The organism is Brevundimonas staleyi, assembly GCF_041893865.1.
GTDB classification, from domain to species: Bacteria; Pseudomonadota; Alphaproteobacteria; order Caulobacterales; family Caulobacteraceae; genus Brevundimonas; species Brevundimonas staleyi.
In genome coordinates, this window is the sequence record NZ_CP169082.1 from 2851830 (window position 1) to 2866963 (window position 15134).

The following is a 15134-nucleotide window of genomic DNA, read 5'->3' on the forward strand; positions in this document are numbered from 1 at the left end:
GCCGGGGCGCGCTGACCGCCCCCGGCCCTTCCCTCTTCGTGGAGATATCAGGATGCATGAGGCGCGTGTCGCGGCTCTGGCTCTCGTTGTGTCGATGGCCGCCGCCCAAACCCAGGCACAGGTGATCGATCGGGATCTCGCCAACCGGGTCTATGATCGGCCGGGACTGACCCACCTGGCCACATCGCGCCCGGTGGTCCCGTCGCCGGACGGGGCCTATGCCGTCTACGGCGTCCAGGCGACCATCAATCCGGACGCCTCGGGCGGTCGGTTCCAGCCGAACGGCGCTCCGGTGCAATCGGCCGAAGGCGTCAGCCTGTTCCTCGTCGACCTTCGGACGCGCGAGAGCCGGCCGATCTGTCCGGGCGCGGGCAACGACTGGAACCCCTCCTGGTCACCCGACAGCGGGGCGGTGGCCTTCTACTCCGACCGCAGCGGCGGGCCCCGCCTGTGGCTCTACGACCCCGCGAGCGAGGCCTGTCGGCCGCTCGGCGATCATCCCGTCAAGTCGCTGCAGTTTCCCCACGACCATGCCCGGTGGAGCCCCGACGGCACGGAGCTCTATATTCCCGTCTGGCCCGCCGAAGGCCCCGGGGCCCTGGCGGCCAGCATCCATGTCCCCCGGTCTGGCCTGCCGCCCCTGCCGGACGATCTCGGCGTCTCGGTGTTCCGCCATTCGCCCGGGTCGAACTCCGCCCCGGACGCCGCTGTGTCTGTGACCGACGACAGTCTGGAGGCGCGTTGCGCCGGGGCCGAGTATCAGAGGGCCTCGCTGGAAGCCGTGCGCCTCAGCGACGGCTCGAGCCGCGTCCTGGTGGATCAGGCCGTCACCGGCGCCCTCGCCGCCCCGACCCGGCACTACCCCAGCCCCTATGTCCGGGTGTCCGCGTCCGGGCGCTGGCTCAGCTACTATTCCATCTCCTGCCGCAAGGCCGGGTCGCTCTACGAAACCGGCATCGATCTCTATGCCGTGCCGACCGCCGGGGGAGACCCAGTGCGGGTCGCCCGCGACCTTCGCGCGCCGGGCGGCGGCTTCGAGTTCGACCACGGCTACCGCTGGAGTCCCGCCACAGACCAGATCGCCTTCCTGCGCGACGAGGCCCTGTGGCGGGTGGATTTCGGACCGGAGGGTCCGGGGGAGCCGGTGAGGATCGGCGAGGCGGCCGGACGGCTGGCGCGTCACATCCTGCATTATCTGCCGGACGGGTCGGCGGTCGTGGTCGGGGGCGACGCCGTCGATGGCGACTGGGCCCACTCCCGCAGCATCCGGTCGCTGGAGCCGAGCTTGCTGACGGTGGATCTCAGCGACGGCGTCGCCACCCCCATCGCCTTCGATCGGTCCCGTTGGCAGGTGTGGAGCCTCCTGGGCGCCGACGACCGGATCGTGGACGGCCAGGGCACGATCGGGGTCCATGCCCTGGACCGGACCTCGGGCGCGGGCGCCGTCGTCCGGTTCGGCGTCGAGCGTCCGTCCGAAGCGGTCGTCTGGGCCGATGAGGGCGTGCTGGAATCGATCCAGCCGGTCCCCGGCGGCCTGATCGGGGTCTACCAGGATTTCGCCACGCCGGCGGACGTCGCTCTGATCCGCGATGGACGTCGCCAGCGGCTGTCCACCGCAGCGCCGGTTCTCGACACCTTGCGACCGGGTCGCGTCGAGCGGTTCCAGACCGTGGTGGCCGGTCATGACGGCGGCCTGCTGACCGTCAATACGGCCGTCATCCTGCCGCCCGGCGCCCGGCCCGAGGCCCCGCCGCCGGCCGTGGTCTGGTTCTATCCCGGGAACAATTCCTCCCAGGCCGCCAACCGCTACGGGGCGCCCGTCATGGGAGACCTGGCGCATCTGTTCACCGCGCGCGGCTATGCCGTCGTCCTGGCCGACATGCCCATGCAGCCCGGCGGCGCACGGGGCCATATGATCGATGAGATCGTCGATCTCCTCATGCCCCAGGTCTATCGCGCCGCCGATCTCGGCCACGTCGATATTCGCCGCCTGGCGCTCCGGGGTCAGTCGTTCGGAGCCATCGCCACCGCCGCCGTGGTGGCGCGCACCAATCTCTTCCGCGCCGCCATCCCGAGCAGCGGCGCCTATGATCTCGGCGGCCTGTTCGGCCAGGTCGAATATCTCAATGGGGACATCTCAGATCACGGGATCTGGCTGGAGACCTCCCAACCCCGGCTGGGCGCGCCCCTGTGGGACGACCCCATGCGCTACATCGCCAACTCCCCCTATTATCTCGCCGACCGCATCCGCACGCCGATGCTGATCATCCAGGGGACCGAGGATTTCCTGGGCTACCGCGAAGGCGGCAAGCTGTTCGCGGCCCTGCGCCGTCTCGACCGGGAGGTCGAACTGGCCCTCTACGACGGCCAGGGACATTCGCCCCCTGACTGGAACGCCCCCCAGGCGGCCGACCAGGCGCTGCGCATTCTCGACTTTCTGGATCGCCACCTGACAGTCCCGGCCACCCCCTGAGCGTCAAGGATGCCGCGACGTCCAACCCCCCTCTCTCTCTCTCAGGGCCCCGAGATCCGAGGCCAGACCGACCGGAGACTCGACGGGTTCGTCGGTGCGGCGGGTCCGGCGTCCTGTTCGACCTGGCCCGCGACGAGGCGACCTCGCTGGGCGGATCTTCCGTGTCAATCGGGTGGGCGCTGCGTCTGGCGTCCGCCATCGCCCAGACGGTCCAACGACGCCTGCCCGCGCCTGCGTCATGACAGTTGCGGAAGGGCTCTGACCATCGAACAGCCGGCGGACGGTCAGCCCATTCCCTCCTCTTCCCGGCCCGCCCGCTACCGTTCCGCCGCGGCCCGCAGTTGGGCCAGCCGGGCCTCGCAGCTTTCGGTCACCAGGGTCCGCAGCCGCTGGGCACTCGCTGTCAGGGCCTCGAGATCCTCGGCGGTCACATCGTACTGATCCGAGTACCGTGCCTCGACATAGGCCCGCTTCAGCGTCTCGAAGCGCCGCCGATCAAGCCTCTGCTCCCGAGGCCAGGCCTCTACCAGTCGCCGGTCCACATCCTCGGCCAGCGACCGCAGAAACTTGATGTTGTGAGACCGTGGAAAATAGAAGGTATGGACGAGAAGGACGCAGGCATATGCAGTCTCGACCGCCTGATGGAGCTCGAATGCAGCACGTTTCCGGAGGTGGTGGCCCGAAGGCTTTTCCTCCGCATGGTTCAGAGCGTCTCTCAACCAAAGGTCTAAGTCAGCCTTCTTGCTGTCGTAAGAGCGGGTCGCCATTGAGTAAGCGTCGCTCGCGGTCATCGGCTTAGGCGCAGCCAATGGATGCCCCGGCAGCTCGTACAGAAGGACACCGTCCCGCGCGACGTCGGTCCAGAAGTATTCACCGCGCTCCAGAGCCAGGTTCACGTCAACAAGGTCATGGACGATCAGATTGACCGTCCGCCCCACCGTGCGGTCCCGGAGGATCCTATCTTCGGCGACCCACCAGTAATCCGCGATGTCAGTGAGCTTCGGATGGCTGACGACGACCAAGAGGTCGAAGTCCGAAAGGTAGCCGTTCTCAGGCTCATCGACCCAGTCGTCGCGGGCATAGCTCCCGAAAAGAATGATCTTGAGAATCTGTCCGCCGCGTCGCCAATCGGAGGTTCCGCCGCCGCCCTTGCTCAGCGCAGCCTCAAACTCATCCAGAAGCACAGTCCGGATGTGCGCGAGCTCTCCCTGTTGGCGCTCTGGCAGATGATCGATGGTGGTCCGCATGATCCGATTCTAGCGCCCCTGAAGCCTATGTCGCTACCGAACTTCACGGCTTGAATCGGGCCCAACTGCTCTGCCCCGTTCGACTTCATATTCTCGGAACGATTCGGCCGGACCCCCTCACAGCGTGTCATTGATTGCGCATGTCTCAGATGCGCCATGTGTGGACGGCTCCCCGTTGGCAAGGGTTGATCTGACGTTCTGCTGAGCCTGGTCGGTGCGGCCATGTGTTCGACCTGTTGGTGCGGTACGCATGACCGCTGGCCATAATGCCTTCCGCGAAGACGGGTCCCGACCAAAAGCACGCGCTCGAGGCGCTCTGGCGCATGTGGGTTTTCTCGCCTTCCGGTATCGACCGGCTGTTGCATTACATCCTGTCCGCCCTTCCCAAGTTCGTCGGCCTCGGCGCTTCGCCCCAGCCTGTCTCTACGCCGCCAGCGGCTCCCTGTAGCGCTCGCCCGTGGTCATGATTGCCCAGACCATTCGCGCGGTCTTGTTGGCGAGCGCGACAGCCGCGACCTTCGGCGTTCGTCGCGCGAGCAGCTGGACCAGCCAAGGTCGGCGCGTGCCGTTACGCACGGCGTAGCGCACGACCGCCAGGGCACCGACGACCAGCATCTGTCGCAGGTAGCGATCGCCCTGTTTGGTGATCCCGCCGAGCCGCTCCTTGCCGCCGCTGGAGTTCTGCCGTGGAACGAGGCCTATCCAAGCCGCCAGGTTACGGCCGGTTCTGAAGGCCTTCGGATCGGCGATCGTACCGACCAGGGCGCTGGCCAGCAGGGGCCCTACGCCGGGGATCTCCATCAGCCGGCGGCCGACCTCGGTTGAACGGGCATTGTGGATCGGCGTGGAAAAGGGACCCCGTTAGCGGTGTGATCGGCGTCGAATAAGGACCCCTCATTCCTGAGGTCTAACGGTGGCGGCTTGGCGGATGTCAGGCGGCGAGTTCGGGATGTTGGTGTTGGAGACGGTGTTGAGGATCCGGCGCGAGTTTGCGTCCGGCAAGGCGATCAAGGCGATCGCGCGTGACCTTCGATTGTCGCGCAAGGTGGTTCGCAAGGCGATCCGGGAGCCGGATGCGGAGTTCGCCTATCGGCGGGCGGTGCAGCCGTTGCCAAGGCTGGGGCCGTTCCAGGCCAGGCTCGATGAACTGCTGGAAGAGGACGAGGCGCGGCCGCGGCGCGAGAAGCTGCGGATGACGCGGGTCCATGACCTACTGGTGCGCGAGGGGTTCGACGGGTCGTATGACGCGGTCCGGCGCTACGCGGCGGGGTGGCGGCTGAAGCGACGCCGGGGCGTGGCGGATGCACCGTCGTTCATCCCGCTGATGTTCAGGCCGGGCGAAGCCTACCAGTTCGACTGGAGCCACGAGGACGTGGAGATCGCGGGCAAGCCGATGCGGGTGAAGGTGGCGCACATGCGACTGTGCGCGTCACGCGCGATCTATGTTCGGGCCTACCCGCGCGAGACCCAGGAGATGCTGTTCGACGCGCATGCGCGGGCGTTCGCCTTCTTCGGCGGGGTGCCGACGCGCGGGATCTACGACAACATGAAGACGGCGGTGACGACTGTGTTCACGGGCAAGGACCGGCTGTTCAACCGGCGCTTCCTGGTCATGGCGAGCCACTACATGGTGGAGCCGACGGCTTGCTCGCCGGCGGCGGGCTGGGAGAAGGGCCAGGTCGAGCACCAGGTCCAGACGGCGCGGGGACGGTTCTTCCAGCCGCGCCTGCGCTTCACCAGCCTGGAGGAGTTGAACGGCTGGCTGGAGGCCGAATGCCGTCGCTGGGGCGAGCTGCGCCAGCATCCCGAGCAGAAGGAGCTGACGGTCGCCCAGGCCCTGGCCGCCGAGCGCCCGGCGCTGCAGCCCATGCTGGGCCCGTTCGACGGCTTCCACGAGAGCGAGCACGCGGTGACCGGGACCTGCCTGATCAGCTTCGACCGCAACCGCTACTCGGTGATGGCTAGAGCGGGACGCCGTACGGTGCAGGTCCGCGCCTATGCCGACCGGATCGTCGTGCGTTGCGAGGGTGAGGTCGTCGCCGACCATCGCCGGTTCTTCGGTCGAGACCGCACCCTGTATGACCCATGGCATTACCTGCCGGTGCTGGCGACCAAGCCCGGCGCCCTGCGCAATGGCGCGCCGTTCCAGGACTGGGAGCTACCGCCCGCCCTGGCGCGCCTGAGGCGCAAGCTGGGTGCGGGTGACGAAGCCGATCGCCGGTTCGTGCGGGTTCTGGCGGCTGTGCTGGAAGACGGCCTGGAGCCGGTCGAGGCCGCCGCGCGCGAGGCGCTCGCTGCCGGGACCGTGAGCGACGACGTCATCCTCAACATCCTGGCGCGCCGACGCGAACCGCCCCGGCCGCTGAGCATCGTCACGTCGGATGACCTTGCCCTGCGGCATCCGCCTCAGGCGGACTGCGACCGCTACGACAGTCTGCGAGGCCTGCATGCAGCGGCATGAGATGATGGCGGCCCTGACCGGCCTGGGCCTCAAGGGCATGGCCGGCGCCTTCGACGAGGCGGTCACCACCGGCCTGCAGCGCAAGCGCACGACCATGGAGATCCTCGCCGACCTGCTCCGCGCCGAGACGACCCACCGGCATGCGGCTTCCATCCGGTACCGGATGGCGGCAGCCAAGCTGCCGGCCGTGAAGGACCTGGACGCCTTCGTGTTCGACGACACGCCGATCAACGAGGGGCTGGTGCGCTCGCTGCACAGCGGCGCCTTCCTGGCGAACCGGCGCAACATCGTGCTGGTCGGCGGGACAGGCACGGGCAAGACCCACCTGGCCACCGCCATCATCACCAACGTCGTGCGCGCCGGGGCGCGTGGCCGCTACTTCAACACCGTCGACCTGGTGAACCGCCTCGAGGAGGAGACCCGCCTGGGCAAGGCCGGTGCGCTGGCTGCTCACCTCTGCCGCCTCGACGTCGTGGTCCTCGACGAGCTCGGCTACCTGCCGTTCGCACGCTCCGGCGGCCAGTTGCTGTTCCACCTGATCAGCAAGCTCTACGAACGGACCTCGGTGATCGTCACGACCAACCTCGCCTTCGGCGAATGGCCGACCGTGTTCGGCGATCCCAAGATGACGACGGCCCTGCTCGACCGCATCACCCACCACTGCGACATCGTCGAGACCGGCAACGACAGCTGGCGCTTCAAGCACCGCAGCTGACCCCACCAAAAGAACGCCAAGCGAGGGTTGAGCCTCCGGTCGGGCTACGCCCTCCCTACGCCCCAACCCTCGCAAGCGGTGCGCTCGTGACGTCCATCCCGAACCTCAAAAGGGGGTCCCTATTGCACGCCGATAGGGGGTCCCTTTTAGACGCCGATTGACACCTGCCGGACCCTGACGATGCCCATGTCGTCGCCGCAGCGCTCAAGACCCAGGCCGCCGTCATCGTCACCGACAATCTCCGGGACTTCCCCGAAGCGATCCTCGCACCTCTGAACCTCGAGGTTCGCAGCACGGATGCCTTCATCGCCGACACCATCGCCCTGGACCCTGGGCGCGCCATCGCCGCCGTCCGTACGATGCGGGAACGCCTGCGACGCCCGGAAAAGACCCCCGAGACGTTGCTGCTCGATATGGAGGCCGCAGGACTGATCGAAACAGCCGACGTGCTGCGGCCCCATATCCAGTCGCTCTAGCCCTCGAGACATGCGTCTGCGCGGCTTCAGCTGCGGGGGAGCCGGACCAGAAACCGCGAGAGCGACAGCCCGCGTCTGGCGCCCATCACGCGCGTCGAGATCGCGTGCGGACCTGGCCAGCGTCGGCCGCACTGCGACCGCCATCCCGTCGCGCGGTCACGCCCGGTCGACCGCCAACGGTTCGAGCCGTCCCTATTCGCAGCCGACGCCGTCATTGTCCCGGTCCAGATGCGGCCCGTACCCGGGATCGCTCCGACGCACCGGCGCGGCGCCCGCGGCCCTCGCGGCGCTGCAGTTGGCCCAGGCTCTCTGACCGGCCAGACCCTGGATCCGGGGCGGGGTCCGGGGCCTCTCGGCTGCCCCCCCTGGACCGGTGACAGTGATAATCCCCGGTCCTGCGGTTGGTGTGGCAGCCTTCGGCGTTCAGCCCGCCTGGATGGCCGCGACCGGGCCGGAAAGCGGCATCAGCATGACGCCCAGAGCCAGGCCCGCCCCTCGCCACATTTTCGCCTCCCTCTGTGGTGGCGCACCCTGCCCGACAGGTCCTTGAGATTGCAAGCCTTCTCGACCGCCACGACTCAGAACAGGGCGCTCCGCAAGTCTTCGACGACTTGCGACAACTCGCAAGTCGTCCGCAAGTCGTCGGCAACTCACAAACAAGTCGTCGGCAACTCACAAACAAGTCGTCAGCAACTCTTGGACAAGTCGTATTCTTTTACTTTCAAAACACTGTTGACAAACATCGATCTTGTTTGCTTGCCTTGAGTCGGCGCTGGACCTGACCGCGCCTGAACCAAGGATCACACCGATGAACCGGAGACGTCTCCGCGGCCTTTCGGCCGCGCTGGTCCCTTGCGCCCTCCTCTCGGCCACCGCCGCCCTGGCGGGCGGTTCGGGCATGCCCTGGGAAGGCCCCCTGCAACAGATCGTGGAGTCCGTGACCGGACCCGTGGTCCAGGCCGCCGCCGTGGTCGCGGTCGTGGTGTTCGGGGCCGGGATCGCCATGAGCGAGAACGGCTCGTCCATGCGACGGGGCCTGGGCATCCTGTTCGGCCTGTCCATCGCCTTTGCCGCCGGCACCTTCTTCCTGGACTTCTTCGGCTTCGCCGGCGGGGCGGAGATCGCGTCATGAGCGCCGAGCCCCGCCCCGAGGGCTATGACCTGCCGGTCGCCCAGGCGCTCGCCACCCCGGTCCTCCTCGGCGGCCTGCCGCGCGACTACGCCATCCTCATGGGCACCATCGCCCTGATGCTGGGCCTCGCCCTTCGGCTGCCCTGGCTCGGCCTGGCCTGGTGGGCCCTTGCCCACGGACTGGGCGTCTGGGCGGCCCGCTCCGACCCCCAGATCTTCGAGGTGGCGCGCCGCCATCTCGCGCGCCCGGCCCATCTGGACGCCTGAGACCGGCCATGCGCTTCCTCGACGAACACCGCCGCCGCCCCGCCGCCCTGTCGGACCACCTGCCCTGGGCCGCCCTGGTCGCGCCCGGCGTCGTCCTCAACAAGGACGGCTCCTTCCTGGCCGCCGTCCGCTTCCGGGGTCCGGACCTGGAATCCTCCACCGAGGAGGAGCTGATGGCCGTCCGGGCCCGGCTCAACAATGGGCTGCGCCGGCTCGGCACCGGCTGGTGCCTGCATATGGAGGCCGAGCGCCGCCCGGCCCGCCCCTATCCCGACCAGGGTCCCGACCTCCCCGCCGCCTGGCTGGTCGACGCCGAGCGCCGCGCCCTGTTCGAGGGCTCGGACCCCGCCTTCGAGACCGACTACCGCCTCGCCCTGACCTGGCTGCCCCCCGCCGATGAGACCCGCCAGGTCGAGCGCTGGCTGTTCGACGGCCTCGCCCGGACGGGGGCCGACTGGCGCGCCGCCCTCGCCCTGTTCGAGCGCGAGGTCGCGGCCCTCATCGACCTCCTCGGCGACGCCCTGCCCGAGGTCGAGCGGCTGGACGATCCGGCTCTGCTGACCTGGCTCCACGCCACGGTCTCCGACGCCCCCCATCCGGTCCACCCGCCCGAGACTCCCATGTTCCTGGACGCGCTTCTGTCCGACACCCCCCTGACCGCCGGGGTCGCGCCGCGGCTGGGCTCCGAGGCCCTGCGCCTCGTCTCGGTGCGGGGCCTGCCCTCGGCGACCCGGCCGGGCCTGCTCGACAGCCTGTCCAGCCTGCCCTTCCCCTATCGCTGGACCACGCGCTGGATCGCGCTCGACAAGGCCTCGGCCGAGCGCGAGATCGTGCGGCTGAGGAAGCGCTGGTTCGCCAAGCGCAAGGGGGTCGGCACCCTTCTGCGCGAAGCCATCACCCGCGAGGAGGTGCCGCTCCTCGACACCGACGCCACGGCCAAGGCCGAACAGTGCGACGGGGCGCTGGAGGCCCTGGGCTCGGACGCCTGCGCCTATGGGTTCCTGACGATGACGGTGACGCTCCGCGATCCCGATCCGGAGGTCTGCGCCGCCCGGGTGCGGGCCGTGGAAGCGGCGCTGAACGCCCAGGGCCTGGTCGCCCGCGAGGAGAAGCTCAACGCCGTGGAGGCCTGGCTCGGGGCCCTGCCGGGCGAGCCCTATGCCGACGTTCGCCGCCCCCTGGTCTCCACCCTCAACCTCGGCGACCTCCTGCCGGTCTCGGCGGTCTGGGCCGGGCCCGACCGCGACCCGGGTCTGGACGGCCCGCCCCTAGCGGTGGCGCGCACCCAAGGGGCCACCCCCTTCCGCCTCGCGCTCCACGTCGGCGACGTCGGTCACGCCATGGTGGTGGGGCCGACGGGCTCGGGCAAGTCGGCGCTCCTGGCCTTCCTTGCCCTGCAGTGGTTCCGCTATCCCGGGGCCCGGGTGGTCTTCTTCGACAAGGGCCGTTCGGCCCGGGCCGCCACCCTCGCCGTCGGCGGGACCTGGCGGGCTCTGGAGCCCGGCGGCGACCTGGCGCTCCAGCCCCTGGCCGCGATCGACGACCCCGCCGAAAGGGCCTGGGCCGCCGACTGGATCGCCGATCTCGCCCGCGCCGCCGGCCTCGCCCCCGATCCCCGTCAGCGCGAGGAGGTCTGGTCGGCGCTCGCGGCCCTGGCTGACGGTCCGCCCGCCCAGCGCACCCTGACGGTGTTCTCGGCCCTGCTGCAGGATCCGGCAATCGCCGGGGCGCTGGAGCCCTTCACCCTCAAGGGCTCCCACGGCTCTCTCCTGGACGGTGCCGCCGAGACCCTGTCGCCCAGCCGCTTCGACACCTTTGAGCTGGAGACCCTGATGGCCACCCCCGCCGCGGCCGGCCCGGTTCTGGCGGCCCTGTTCCACCGGCTGGAACGGACCTTCGACGGCACCCCGACCCTGCTGGTGCTCGACGAGGCCTGGTTGATGCTCGACCACGGCCAGTTCGCCGCTAAGATCCGCGATTGGTTAAAGACCCTGCGCAAGAAGCGGGTGGCGGTCGTCTTCGCCACCCAGTCGCTGGACGATGTGGCGGCCTCGACCATTGCGCCCAGTCTGATCGAGAGCTGTCCCACCCAGGTCTTCCTGCCCAATCCCCGGGCCCTGGAGCCGACCTCGGCGGCCCACTACCGGGGCTTCGGCCTCAACCGCCGCCAGCTCGAGCTCCTCGCCTTCGCCACGCCCAAGCGCGCCTACTACTGGCGCCAGCCCCTTGGACGGCGGCTGTTCGACCTGCGCCTCACCGGCGCCGCCCTGGCGCTTTGCGGAGCCTCGTCGCCCGAGGACCAGGCCCTGATCGACCAGACCCTGGCCCGGGTCGGCCCCGCCGGATTCGCCCGCGCCTTTCTCACAGCCAAAGGACTGTCCCATGTCGACCCTGTCTTCGACGCCTTCGACGCCCCCGAGCCCTCACACGAGCCCGCCACGGCCTGACCGCCTGCGGCCCCTCGCGCGCCGGATCGCCGCCGCCCTGTTCGTCCTGGCCGTGGCCGCCTGCGCCGCGACCGCCCCGGTCCAGGCCCAGCAGGTGGTGTTCGACCCCAGAAACCATGTGGAGAACGCGCTCCAGGCCGCGCGCCAGGCCCAGAGCCTGACCAATGAGGCCCAGATGCTTCTGAACCAGGCCCGGGCGATCGCCGCCTCGCCCTACAGCCATCTCGGAGAGACCGGCGAGGCGCTCGGCGATCTGGCGGCCCTGGCCCAGGCCGCGCGTGGCGTGGCGGGCGACGTCGCCGCCCTCGAGCGCCAGTTCGAGAGCCTCTATCCGACGGCGGTCGAGGGGCTCACCCCGGATCAGGCCCTGGCCCAGGCGGCGGCGCGCACCGCCACAGCCGGCGAGACCGCTCGCGACCTCGCCCGCACCGCCGCCGAACTCGAGCGTCTGGCGGCGGCCCGCAACAGCCGGCTGGCCGGGGCGGTCACCGCCTCCGAACAGGCCCAGGGCCAGACCGCCGCCATCCAGTCCTCGACCCAGGTCCTGGCGGTCCTGGCCGAGGAGCTCGGCTCCATCCGCACGGCCCTGACCGCCCAGAGCCGGCTGATGGCCGAGGTCAGCGCCCGCCAGGCCACCGAGCGCGCCGCCGCCGCCGAGGCCCGCCGCGGCTTCTGGGGCCGGACGACGACCGCCCCGCCCGCGCCCGGTTTCGATCCCTACGCCCGCGCGCGGAACTGAGGACCACCCGCCATGGCCGCGACCGCCAGCATGGACACACCCAATGAGCTGATGGTGGTGTTTTCCGACACCGTCTCGGCCGGGTTCGAGGCGCTTCAGGCTCCGGTCAACGGCATCTTCGGCCTGATGATCACCCTGGTGGTGGCCCTGACCGGGATCCAGTGGGCACTCTCGGCCAACCGCGACCTCCTGGCAGCGGGCTTCGGCAAGGTTCTGCTGATCGGTGCCTTCGCCTATCTGATCAACGACTGGCAGGGCCTGTCCGAGACCATACAGGCCGGCTTCGTCGACCTCGGGCTGGCCGCCGGGGGCGGGTCGCTGTCGCGCGCCGACTTCCTCAATCCGGGCGCGGTGCTCCACACCGGCTGGGAGATCGTGCGGGCGCTGGGCGAGACCCCCGCTCCCGTCGCCAATCCGCTGGATGTGGCCGGCAATCTGGTCGACGCCCTGATCCTGGGCCTGGCCATGATCGGCATTCTTCTCGCCTTCGCCGTCCTGGCGCTGCAGATCATCGTCACCCTGCTGGAGTTCAAGATCGTCACCCTGGGCGGCTTCGTCCTTCTGCCGTTCGGGATCTGGTCCAAGTCCGCCTTCCTGGCCGAACGGCCGCTGGGCTATGTGGTGGCCTCGGGCCTGAAGGTCCTGGCGCTCGCCATCGTGGTCTCGGGGGCGAGCGCGGTGTTCGACCAGCTCCAGCCCTCGGCCAATCCCGACATGCACGAGGCCCTGGCCATTCTGGTGGCGGCCCTGCTCCTGGCCATGCTGGCCATCTTCATCCCCAACCTCGCCGCCGCCCTGGTCACCGGGGGGCCGGCCCTGGGGGCCGGGGCTGCCGTCACAGGTGCCCTGGCCGTGGCCGGGGCGGGCACCCTCGCCGGAGCCGCCGTCGCCGGGGCGGGAGCGGCCACCGCCGGAGCCGCCGCCCGCCTGTCCGGATCGGCGCGCGCCGCCGCCGGGGGTCCGCCCGCCCGGGGTGGCGGGACGGGCGCTCGCGGACACGGGCCCTTCGGTCCTTCGGGTCCCGGCTCCACCCCGGGCGGAACGCCGGGATCGGCTCCTCCGAGAGCCGAGGGCTCCGGGGGCCCCCGCACGCCCCCTTCGGGCCCCGCCGCCCACGACCCCGGTGCGGCTCGCCCGCCCGACGGCGCGCCCACCGGCGTCGGCGAAAAAGACACTGCTGGTGCCCCGCTCGCCCCAGGCCAGACCGCAGGCCGTCCCCCGGACCGGATCGCGGCCGAGGCCGAGGCGGCGCGGCGGGACTTCCACGCCGCGGCCCGTGCCGGCCCTGGATCGTCCCCACCGCCCGCTGGTACCGGCCGCGGCCGATCGGCGGCCTTCCAGACCTATGTCGCGGCCAATACCGGCCGGTCGCTGTTTCCGGCGGGCGAGACCAGCGGCTCGCTGTCGCTCCAGCTCAAGACGGAGGATCGCTGATGCACCCCTTCTTTCGACCCAAACGCCCGCTCCCCTCGGCTCCCGCCTCCACCCCCTACCATAGGGCCGGACAGGTCTGGGACGAGCGGATGGGCCTGTCGCTCGCCCATGCCCGCAATTGGCGGCGCATCGCCTTCGCCAACCTGCTGCTCGCCGCAGGTCTCGCCGCCGGCTGGGGTCATCAGGCAAGCCGGGCCGAGGTCCGCCCCTTCGTGGTCGAGGTCTCCGACTGGGGCCAGACCCAGAGGATCACGGCGCTCGACGGCCGCTATGAGCCGACGGAGGCCCAGACGGCCCACGCCCTGGCCGAATGGATCCACGACGTCCGCTCCAAATCCGTCGATCCGGTCGTCATCCGCCAGAACTGGCTTGAGGCCTACGATCTGGTCGCGCCCAAGGGGGCCGCCTTCCTCAATGCCCAGGCCCAGGCGCGAGACCCCTTCGCCGAGATCGGGCGCGAGGCGGTCAGCGTCCAGATTCTCAATGTCGTGCGCCGCACTGATCGCACCTACGACCTGCAGTGGCGCGAGACCCGGTTCGTCAACGGCCAGGCCGCGGGAGAGACCCGCTGGCGCGCCCTGATCACCTTCCGCCTCCAGCCCCCCAGGACCGAGCAGGCCCTGATCCGCAATCCGCTCGGCATCCGCATCGAGGACGTATCATGGACCCCCGACGCCTCCTGATCCCCGCCGCCCTGGCCCTGTCGCTCTCGGCCTGCGCCGCGCTCGGCCGGATCGGCGAGACGTCCGCGCCCCTCGCGCCTCCGGTCCCCGAAGCCCTGATGGTCGCCGCGGCTGCGGCCTCTACGCCCCCGCCGATCGCGCTCGCGCCCCGGTCCCCGACCGAGCGTCCCTATCTGGAGGCGGCCTCGGCCGCGGAGGCGGAGCCGGACCCGGGCACGACGGTGCCGACCGCACACGACGCCCCGCCGCCCGGGGTCCCCGGCGAGCAGACGCCGGACAACCCGGCGCCGAGCACCGAGCCCCCTCTGCGTGGGGACCCCACCCTCGCGGCCGAGGCGTTCGACCGGATGGTCGGCGGCGTCCAGGTCTTCGCCCGGGCACCGGGCCGGGTCTATCCGGTCCGCACCACGCCCCTGCGGGTGACCCTGCTCACCCTCGCGCCCGGCGAGACCGTGGTGGCGACCGCGGCCGGGGACACGGTGCGCTGGCAGATCGGCGAGACCCATTCCGGCACGGGCCCGGCCCGCCGCGCCCATGTGCTGGTCAAGCCGTTCGAACGGGGACTTCAGACCAATTTGGTCATCACCACCTCGCGCGGCCTCTATCTGGTCCAGCTGTCCAGCGGCCCGGCCGAAGCCTTCCAGCCCGCCGTCGCCTGGGACGAGACCGCCCCGTCCACAGCCGACGCCGCCAATCCCTTCCCCCTCGCGGTCCCGACGCCGGCCGCGCCCCCGGTCCCGGGCCCGGACCTGGTCGGTCCCGTGGGTCCGATCGACGCCGGCTACCGGATCGCCCCGCGCGGCCGCGCCCCGGCCTGGACGCCCACCGCCGTCCTGACCGACGGGGTGCGCACCTTCCTGAGGTTCCCCGACGGCCTGGAGACCGCCGAGGCCCCCGCCCTGTTCGCCCTGGGCTCCGACGGGTCTCTCCAGACCCTCGCCTATCGCCAGCAGGGCGGGCTTTGGGTCGTCGACCGGGTGCTGGACCGGGCCGAACTGCGGCTCGGCGACCGCAGGGCCCGGATCGTCCGCATCGAACGCCGCCGTCCCTGACCGGAGACC

The 15134-nt window shown here is 70.5% G+C and carries 14 protein-coding genes and 1 pseudogene; 10 read left to right on the top strand and 5 right to left on the bottom strand.

What is annotated here, in order from left to right:
- The first annotated feature begins 52 nt into the window (after positions 1 to 52).
- Positions 53 to 2473 carry a S9 family peptidase gene (locus tag ACETK8_RS14580; RefSeq protein WP_374036558.1) on the top strand — a complete coding sequence of 807 codons (2421 nt, stop codon included), beginning with the start codon at positions 53 to 55 and terminating at the stop codon, positions 2471 to 2473.
- 317 nt (positions 2474 to 2790) lie between these two features.
- Here ACETK8_RS14580 and ACETK8_RS14585 read toward each other — a convergent pair whose 3' ends face one another.
- Complete coding sequence (locus ACETK8_RS14585; protein WP_374036559.1) at positions 2791 to 3720, bottom strand: nucleotidyltransferase and HEPN domain-containing protein; 930 nt, start codon at positions 3718 to 3720, stop codon at positions 2791 to 2793.
- A 423-nt stretch (positions 3721 to 4143) separates the two neighbouring features.
- On the bottom strand, positions 4144 to 4521 hold the full coding sequence (locus tag ACETK8_RS14590) for a transposase (RefSeq protein WP_374036560.1): 378 nt from the start codon (positions 4519 to 4521) through the stop codon (positions 4144 to 4146).
- Positions 4522 to 4669: 148 nt separating this feature from the next.
- Here ACETK8_RS14590 and istA point away from each other — a divergent pair, with 148 nt between their 5' ends.
- Both istA and istB read left to right on the top strand, forming a co-directional pair.
- Positions 4670 to 6181 (top strand): IS21 family transposase, encoded by a 1512-nt coding sequence (gene istA / locus ACETK8_RS14595; RefSeq protein ID WP_374036561.1) that lies wholly within the window; start codon positions 4670 to 4672, stop codon positions 6179 to 6181.
- The gene (istB, locus tag ACETK8_RS14600) at positions 6168 to 6896 is read left to right on the top strand and encodes an IS21-like element helper ATPase IstB (RefSeq protein ID WP_128115569.1); all 729 of its coding nucleotides are present in this window, start codon (positions 6168 to 6170) and stop codon (positions 6894 to 6896) included. The genes istA and istB overlap by 14 nt, the downstream gene beginning before the upstream one ends.
- Positions 6897 to 7042: 146 nt before the next feature.
- Here the strand turns inward: istB and ACETK8_RS14605 are convergent, their stop codons facing one another.
- From ACETK8_RS14605 to ACETK8_RS14615, 3 genes and pseudogenes are all read right to left on the bottom strand, one after another.
- A complete protein-coding gene (locus tag ACETK8_RS14605; protein ID WP_374036562.1) occupies positions 7043 to 7357 on the bottom strand; it encodes a hypothetical protein in 315 nt (104 codons plus the stop codon).
- A gap of 207 nt (positions 7358 to 7564) precedes the next feature.
- On the bottom strand, positions 7565 to 7633 hold the full coding sequence (locus ACETK8_RS14610; protein ID WP_374039410.1) for an excalibur calcium-binding domain-containing protein: 69 nt from the start codon (positions 7631 to 7633) through the stop codon (positions 7565 to 7567).
- Positions 7634 to 7775: 142 nt separating this feature from the next.
- Positions 7776 to 8048: pseudogene (locus ACETK8_RS14615) on the bottom strand (hypothetical protein); the annotation flags it as partial.
- A 132-nt stretch (positions 8049 to 8180) separates the two neighbouring features.
- Here ACETK8_RS14615 and ACETK8_RS14620 point away from each other — a divergent pair.
- The 7 genes from ACETK8_RS14620 to ACETK8_RS14650 are packed head-to-tail and all read left to right on the top strand — an operon-like array spanning position 8181 to position 15125.
- Complete coding sequence (locus ACETK8_RS14620) at positions 8181 to 8504, top strand: TrbC/VirB2 family protein (RefSeq protein ID WP_374036563.1); 324 nt, start codon at positions 8181 to 8183, stop codon at positions 8502 to 8504.
- Complete coding sequence (locus ACETK8_RS14625; RefSeq protein WP_374036564.1) at positions 8501 to 8770, top strand: VirB3 family type IV secretion system protein; 270 nt, start codon at positions 8501 to 8503, stop codon at positions 8768 to 8770. The genes ACETK8_RS14620 and ACETK8_RS14625 overlap by 4 nt, the downstream gene beginning before the upstream one ends.
- A gap of 8 nt (positions 8771 to 8778) precedes the next feature.
- Positions 8779 to 11217 (top strand): conjugal transfer protein TrbE, encoded by a 2439-nt coding sequence (gene trbE / locus ACETK8_RS14630; protein ID WP_374036565.1) that lies wholly within the window; start codon positions 8779 to 8781, stop codon positions 11215 to 11217.
- Entirely contained in the window at positions 11153 to 11956 is an 804-nt protein-coding gene (locus ACETK8_RS14635; protein ID WP_374036566.1) for a conjugal transfer protein TrbJ, read from the top strand. The genes trbE and ACETK8_RS14635 overlap by 65 nt, the downstream gene beginning before the upstream one ends.
- A 12-nt stretch (positions 11957 to 11968) precedes the next feature.
- Positions 11969 to 13390, top strand: coding sequence for a P-type conjugative transfer protein TrbL (gene trbL, locus ACETK8_RS14640; RefSeq protein WP_374036567.1), 1422 nt, complete (start codon positions 11969 to 11971; stop codon positions 13388 to 13390).
- Positions 13390 to 14073, top strand: a complete 684-nt coding sequence (gene trbF, locus ACETK8_RS14645; RefSeq protein ID WP_374036568.1) for a conjugal transfer protein TrbF — start codon at positions 13390 to 13392, stop codon at positions 14071 to 14073. The genes trbL and trbF overlap by 1 nt, the downstream gene beginning before the upstream one ends.
- A complete protein-coding gene (locus tag ACETK8_RS14650; protein ID WP_374036569.1) occupies positions 14052 to 15125 on the top strand; it encodes a TrbG/VirB9 family P-type conjugative transfer protein in 1074 nt (357 codons plus the stop codon). The genes trbF and ACETK8_RS14650 overlap by 22 nt, the downstream gene beginning before the upstream one ends.
- Positions 15126 to 15134 lie beyond the last annotated feature (9 nt).

Excerpts from the sequence above, each read along its gene's own strand:
- ACETK8_RS14580 (WP_374036558.1), top strand. The coding sequence starts at position 53 with ATGCATGAGGCGCGTGTCGCGGCTCTGGCTCTCGTTGTGTCGATGGCC.
- ACETK8_RS14605 (WP_374036562.1), bottom strand. The coding sequence starts at position 7,357 with ATGGGGCCGCAGCACGTCGGCTGTTTCGATCAGTCCTGCGGCCTCCAT.
- ACETK8_RS14650 (WP_374036569.1), top strand. The coding sequence starts at position 14,052 with ATGGACCCCCGACGCCTCCTGATCCCCGCCGCCCTGGCCCTGTCGCTC.
- istB (WP_128115569.1), top strand. The coding sequence starts at position 6,168 with ATGCAGCGGCATGAGATGATGGCGGCCCTGACCGGCCTGGGCCTCAAG.
- trbF (WP_374036568.1), top strand. The coding sequence starts at position 13,390 with ATGCACCCCTTCTTTCGACCCAAACGCCCGCTCCCCTCGGCTCCCGCC.
- trbL (WP_374036567.1), top strand. The coding sequence starts at position 11,969 with ATGGCCGCGACCGCCAGCATGGACACACCCAATGAGCTGATGGTGGTG.
- ACETK8_RS14620 (WP_374036563.1), top strand. The coding sequence starts at position 8,181 with ATGAACCGGAGACGTCTCCGCGGCCTTTCGGCCGCGCTGGTCCCTTGC.
- ACETK8_RS14625 (WP_374036564.1), top strand. The coding sequence starts at position 8,501 with ATGAGCGCCGAGCCCCGCCCCGAGGGCTATGACCTGCCGGTCGCCCAG.
- ACETK8_RS14585 (WP_374036559.1), bottom strand. The coding sequence starts at position 3,720 with ATGCGGACCACCATCGATCATCTGCCAGAGCGCCAACAGGGAGAGCTC.
- trbE (WP_374036565.1), top strand. The coding sequence starts at position 8,779 with ATGCGCTTCCTCGACGAACACCGCCGCCGCCCCGCCGCCCTGTCGGAC.
- ACETK8_RS14635 (WP_374036566.1), top strand. The coding sequence starts at position 11,153 with ATGTCGACCCTGTCTTCGACGCCTTCGACGCCCCCGAGCCCTCACACG.
- istA (WP_374036561.1), top strand. The coding sequence starts at position 4,670 with ATGTTGGTGTTGGAGACGGTGTTGAGGATCCGGCGCGAGTTTGCGTCC.
- ACETK8_RS14590 (WP_374036560.1), bottom strand. The coding sequence starts at position 4,521 with ATGGAGATCCCCGGCGTAGGGCCCCTGCTGGCCAGCGCCCTGGTCGGT.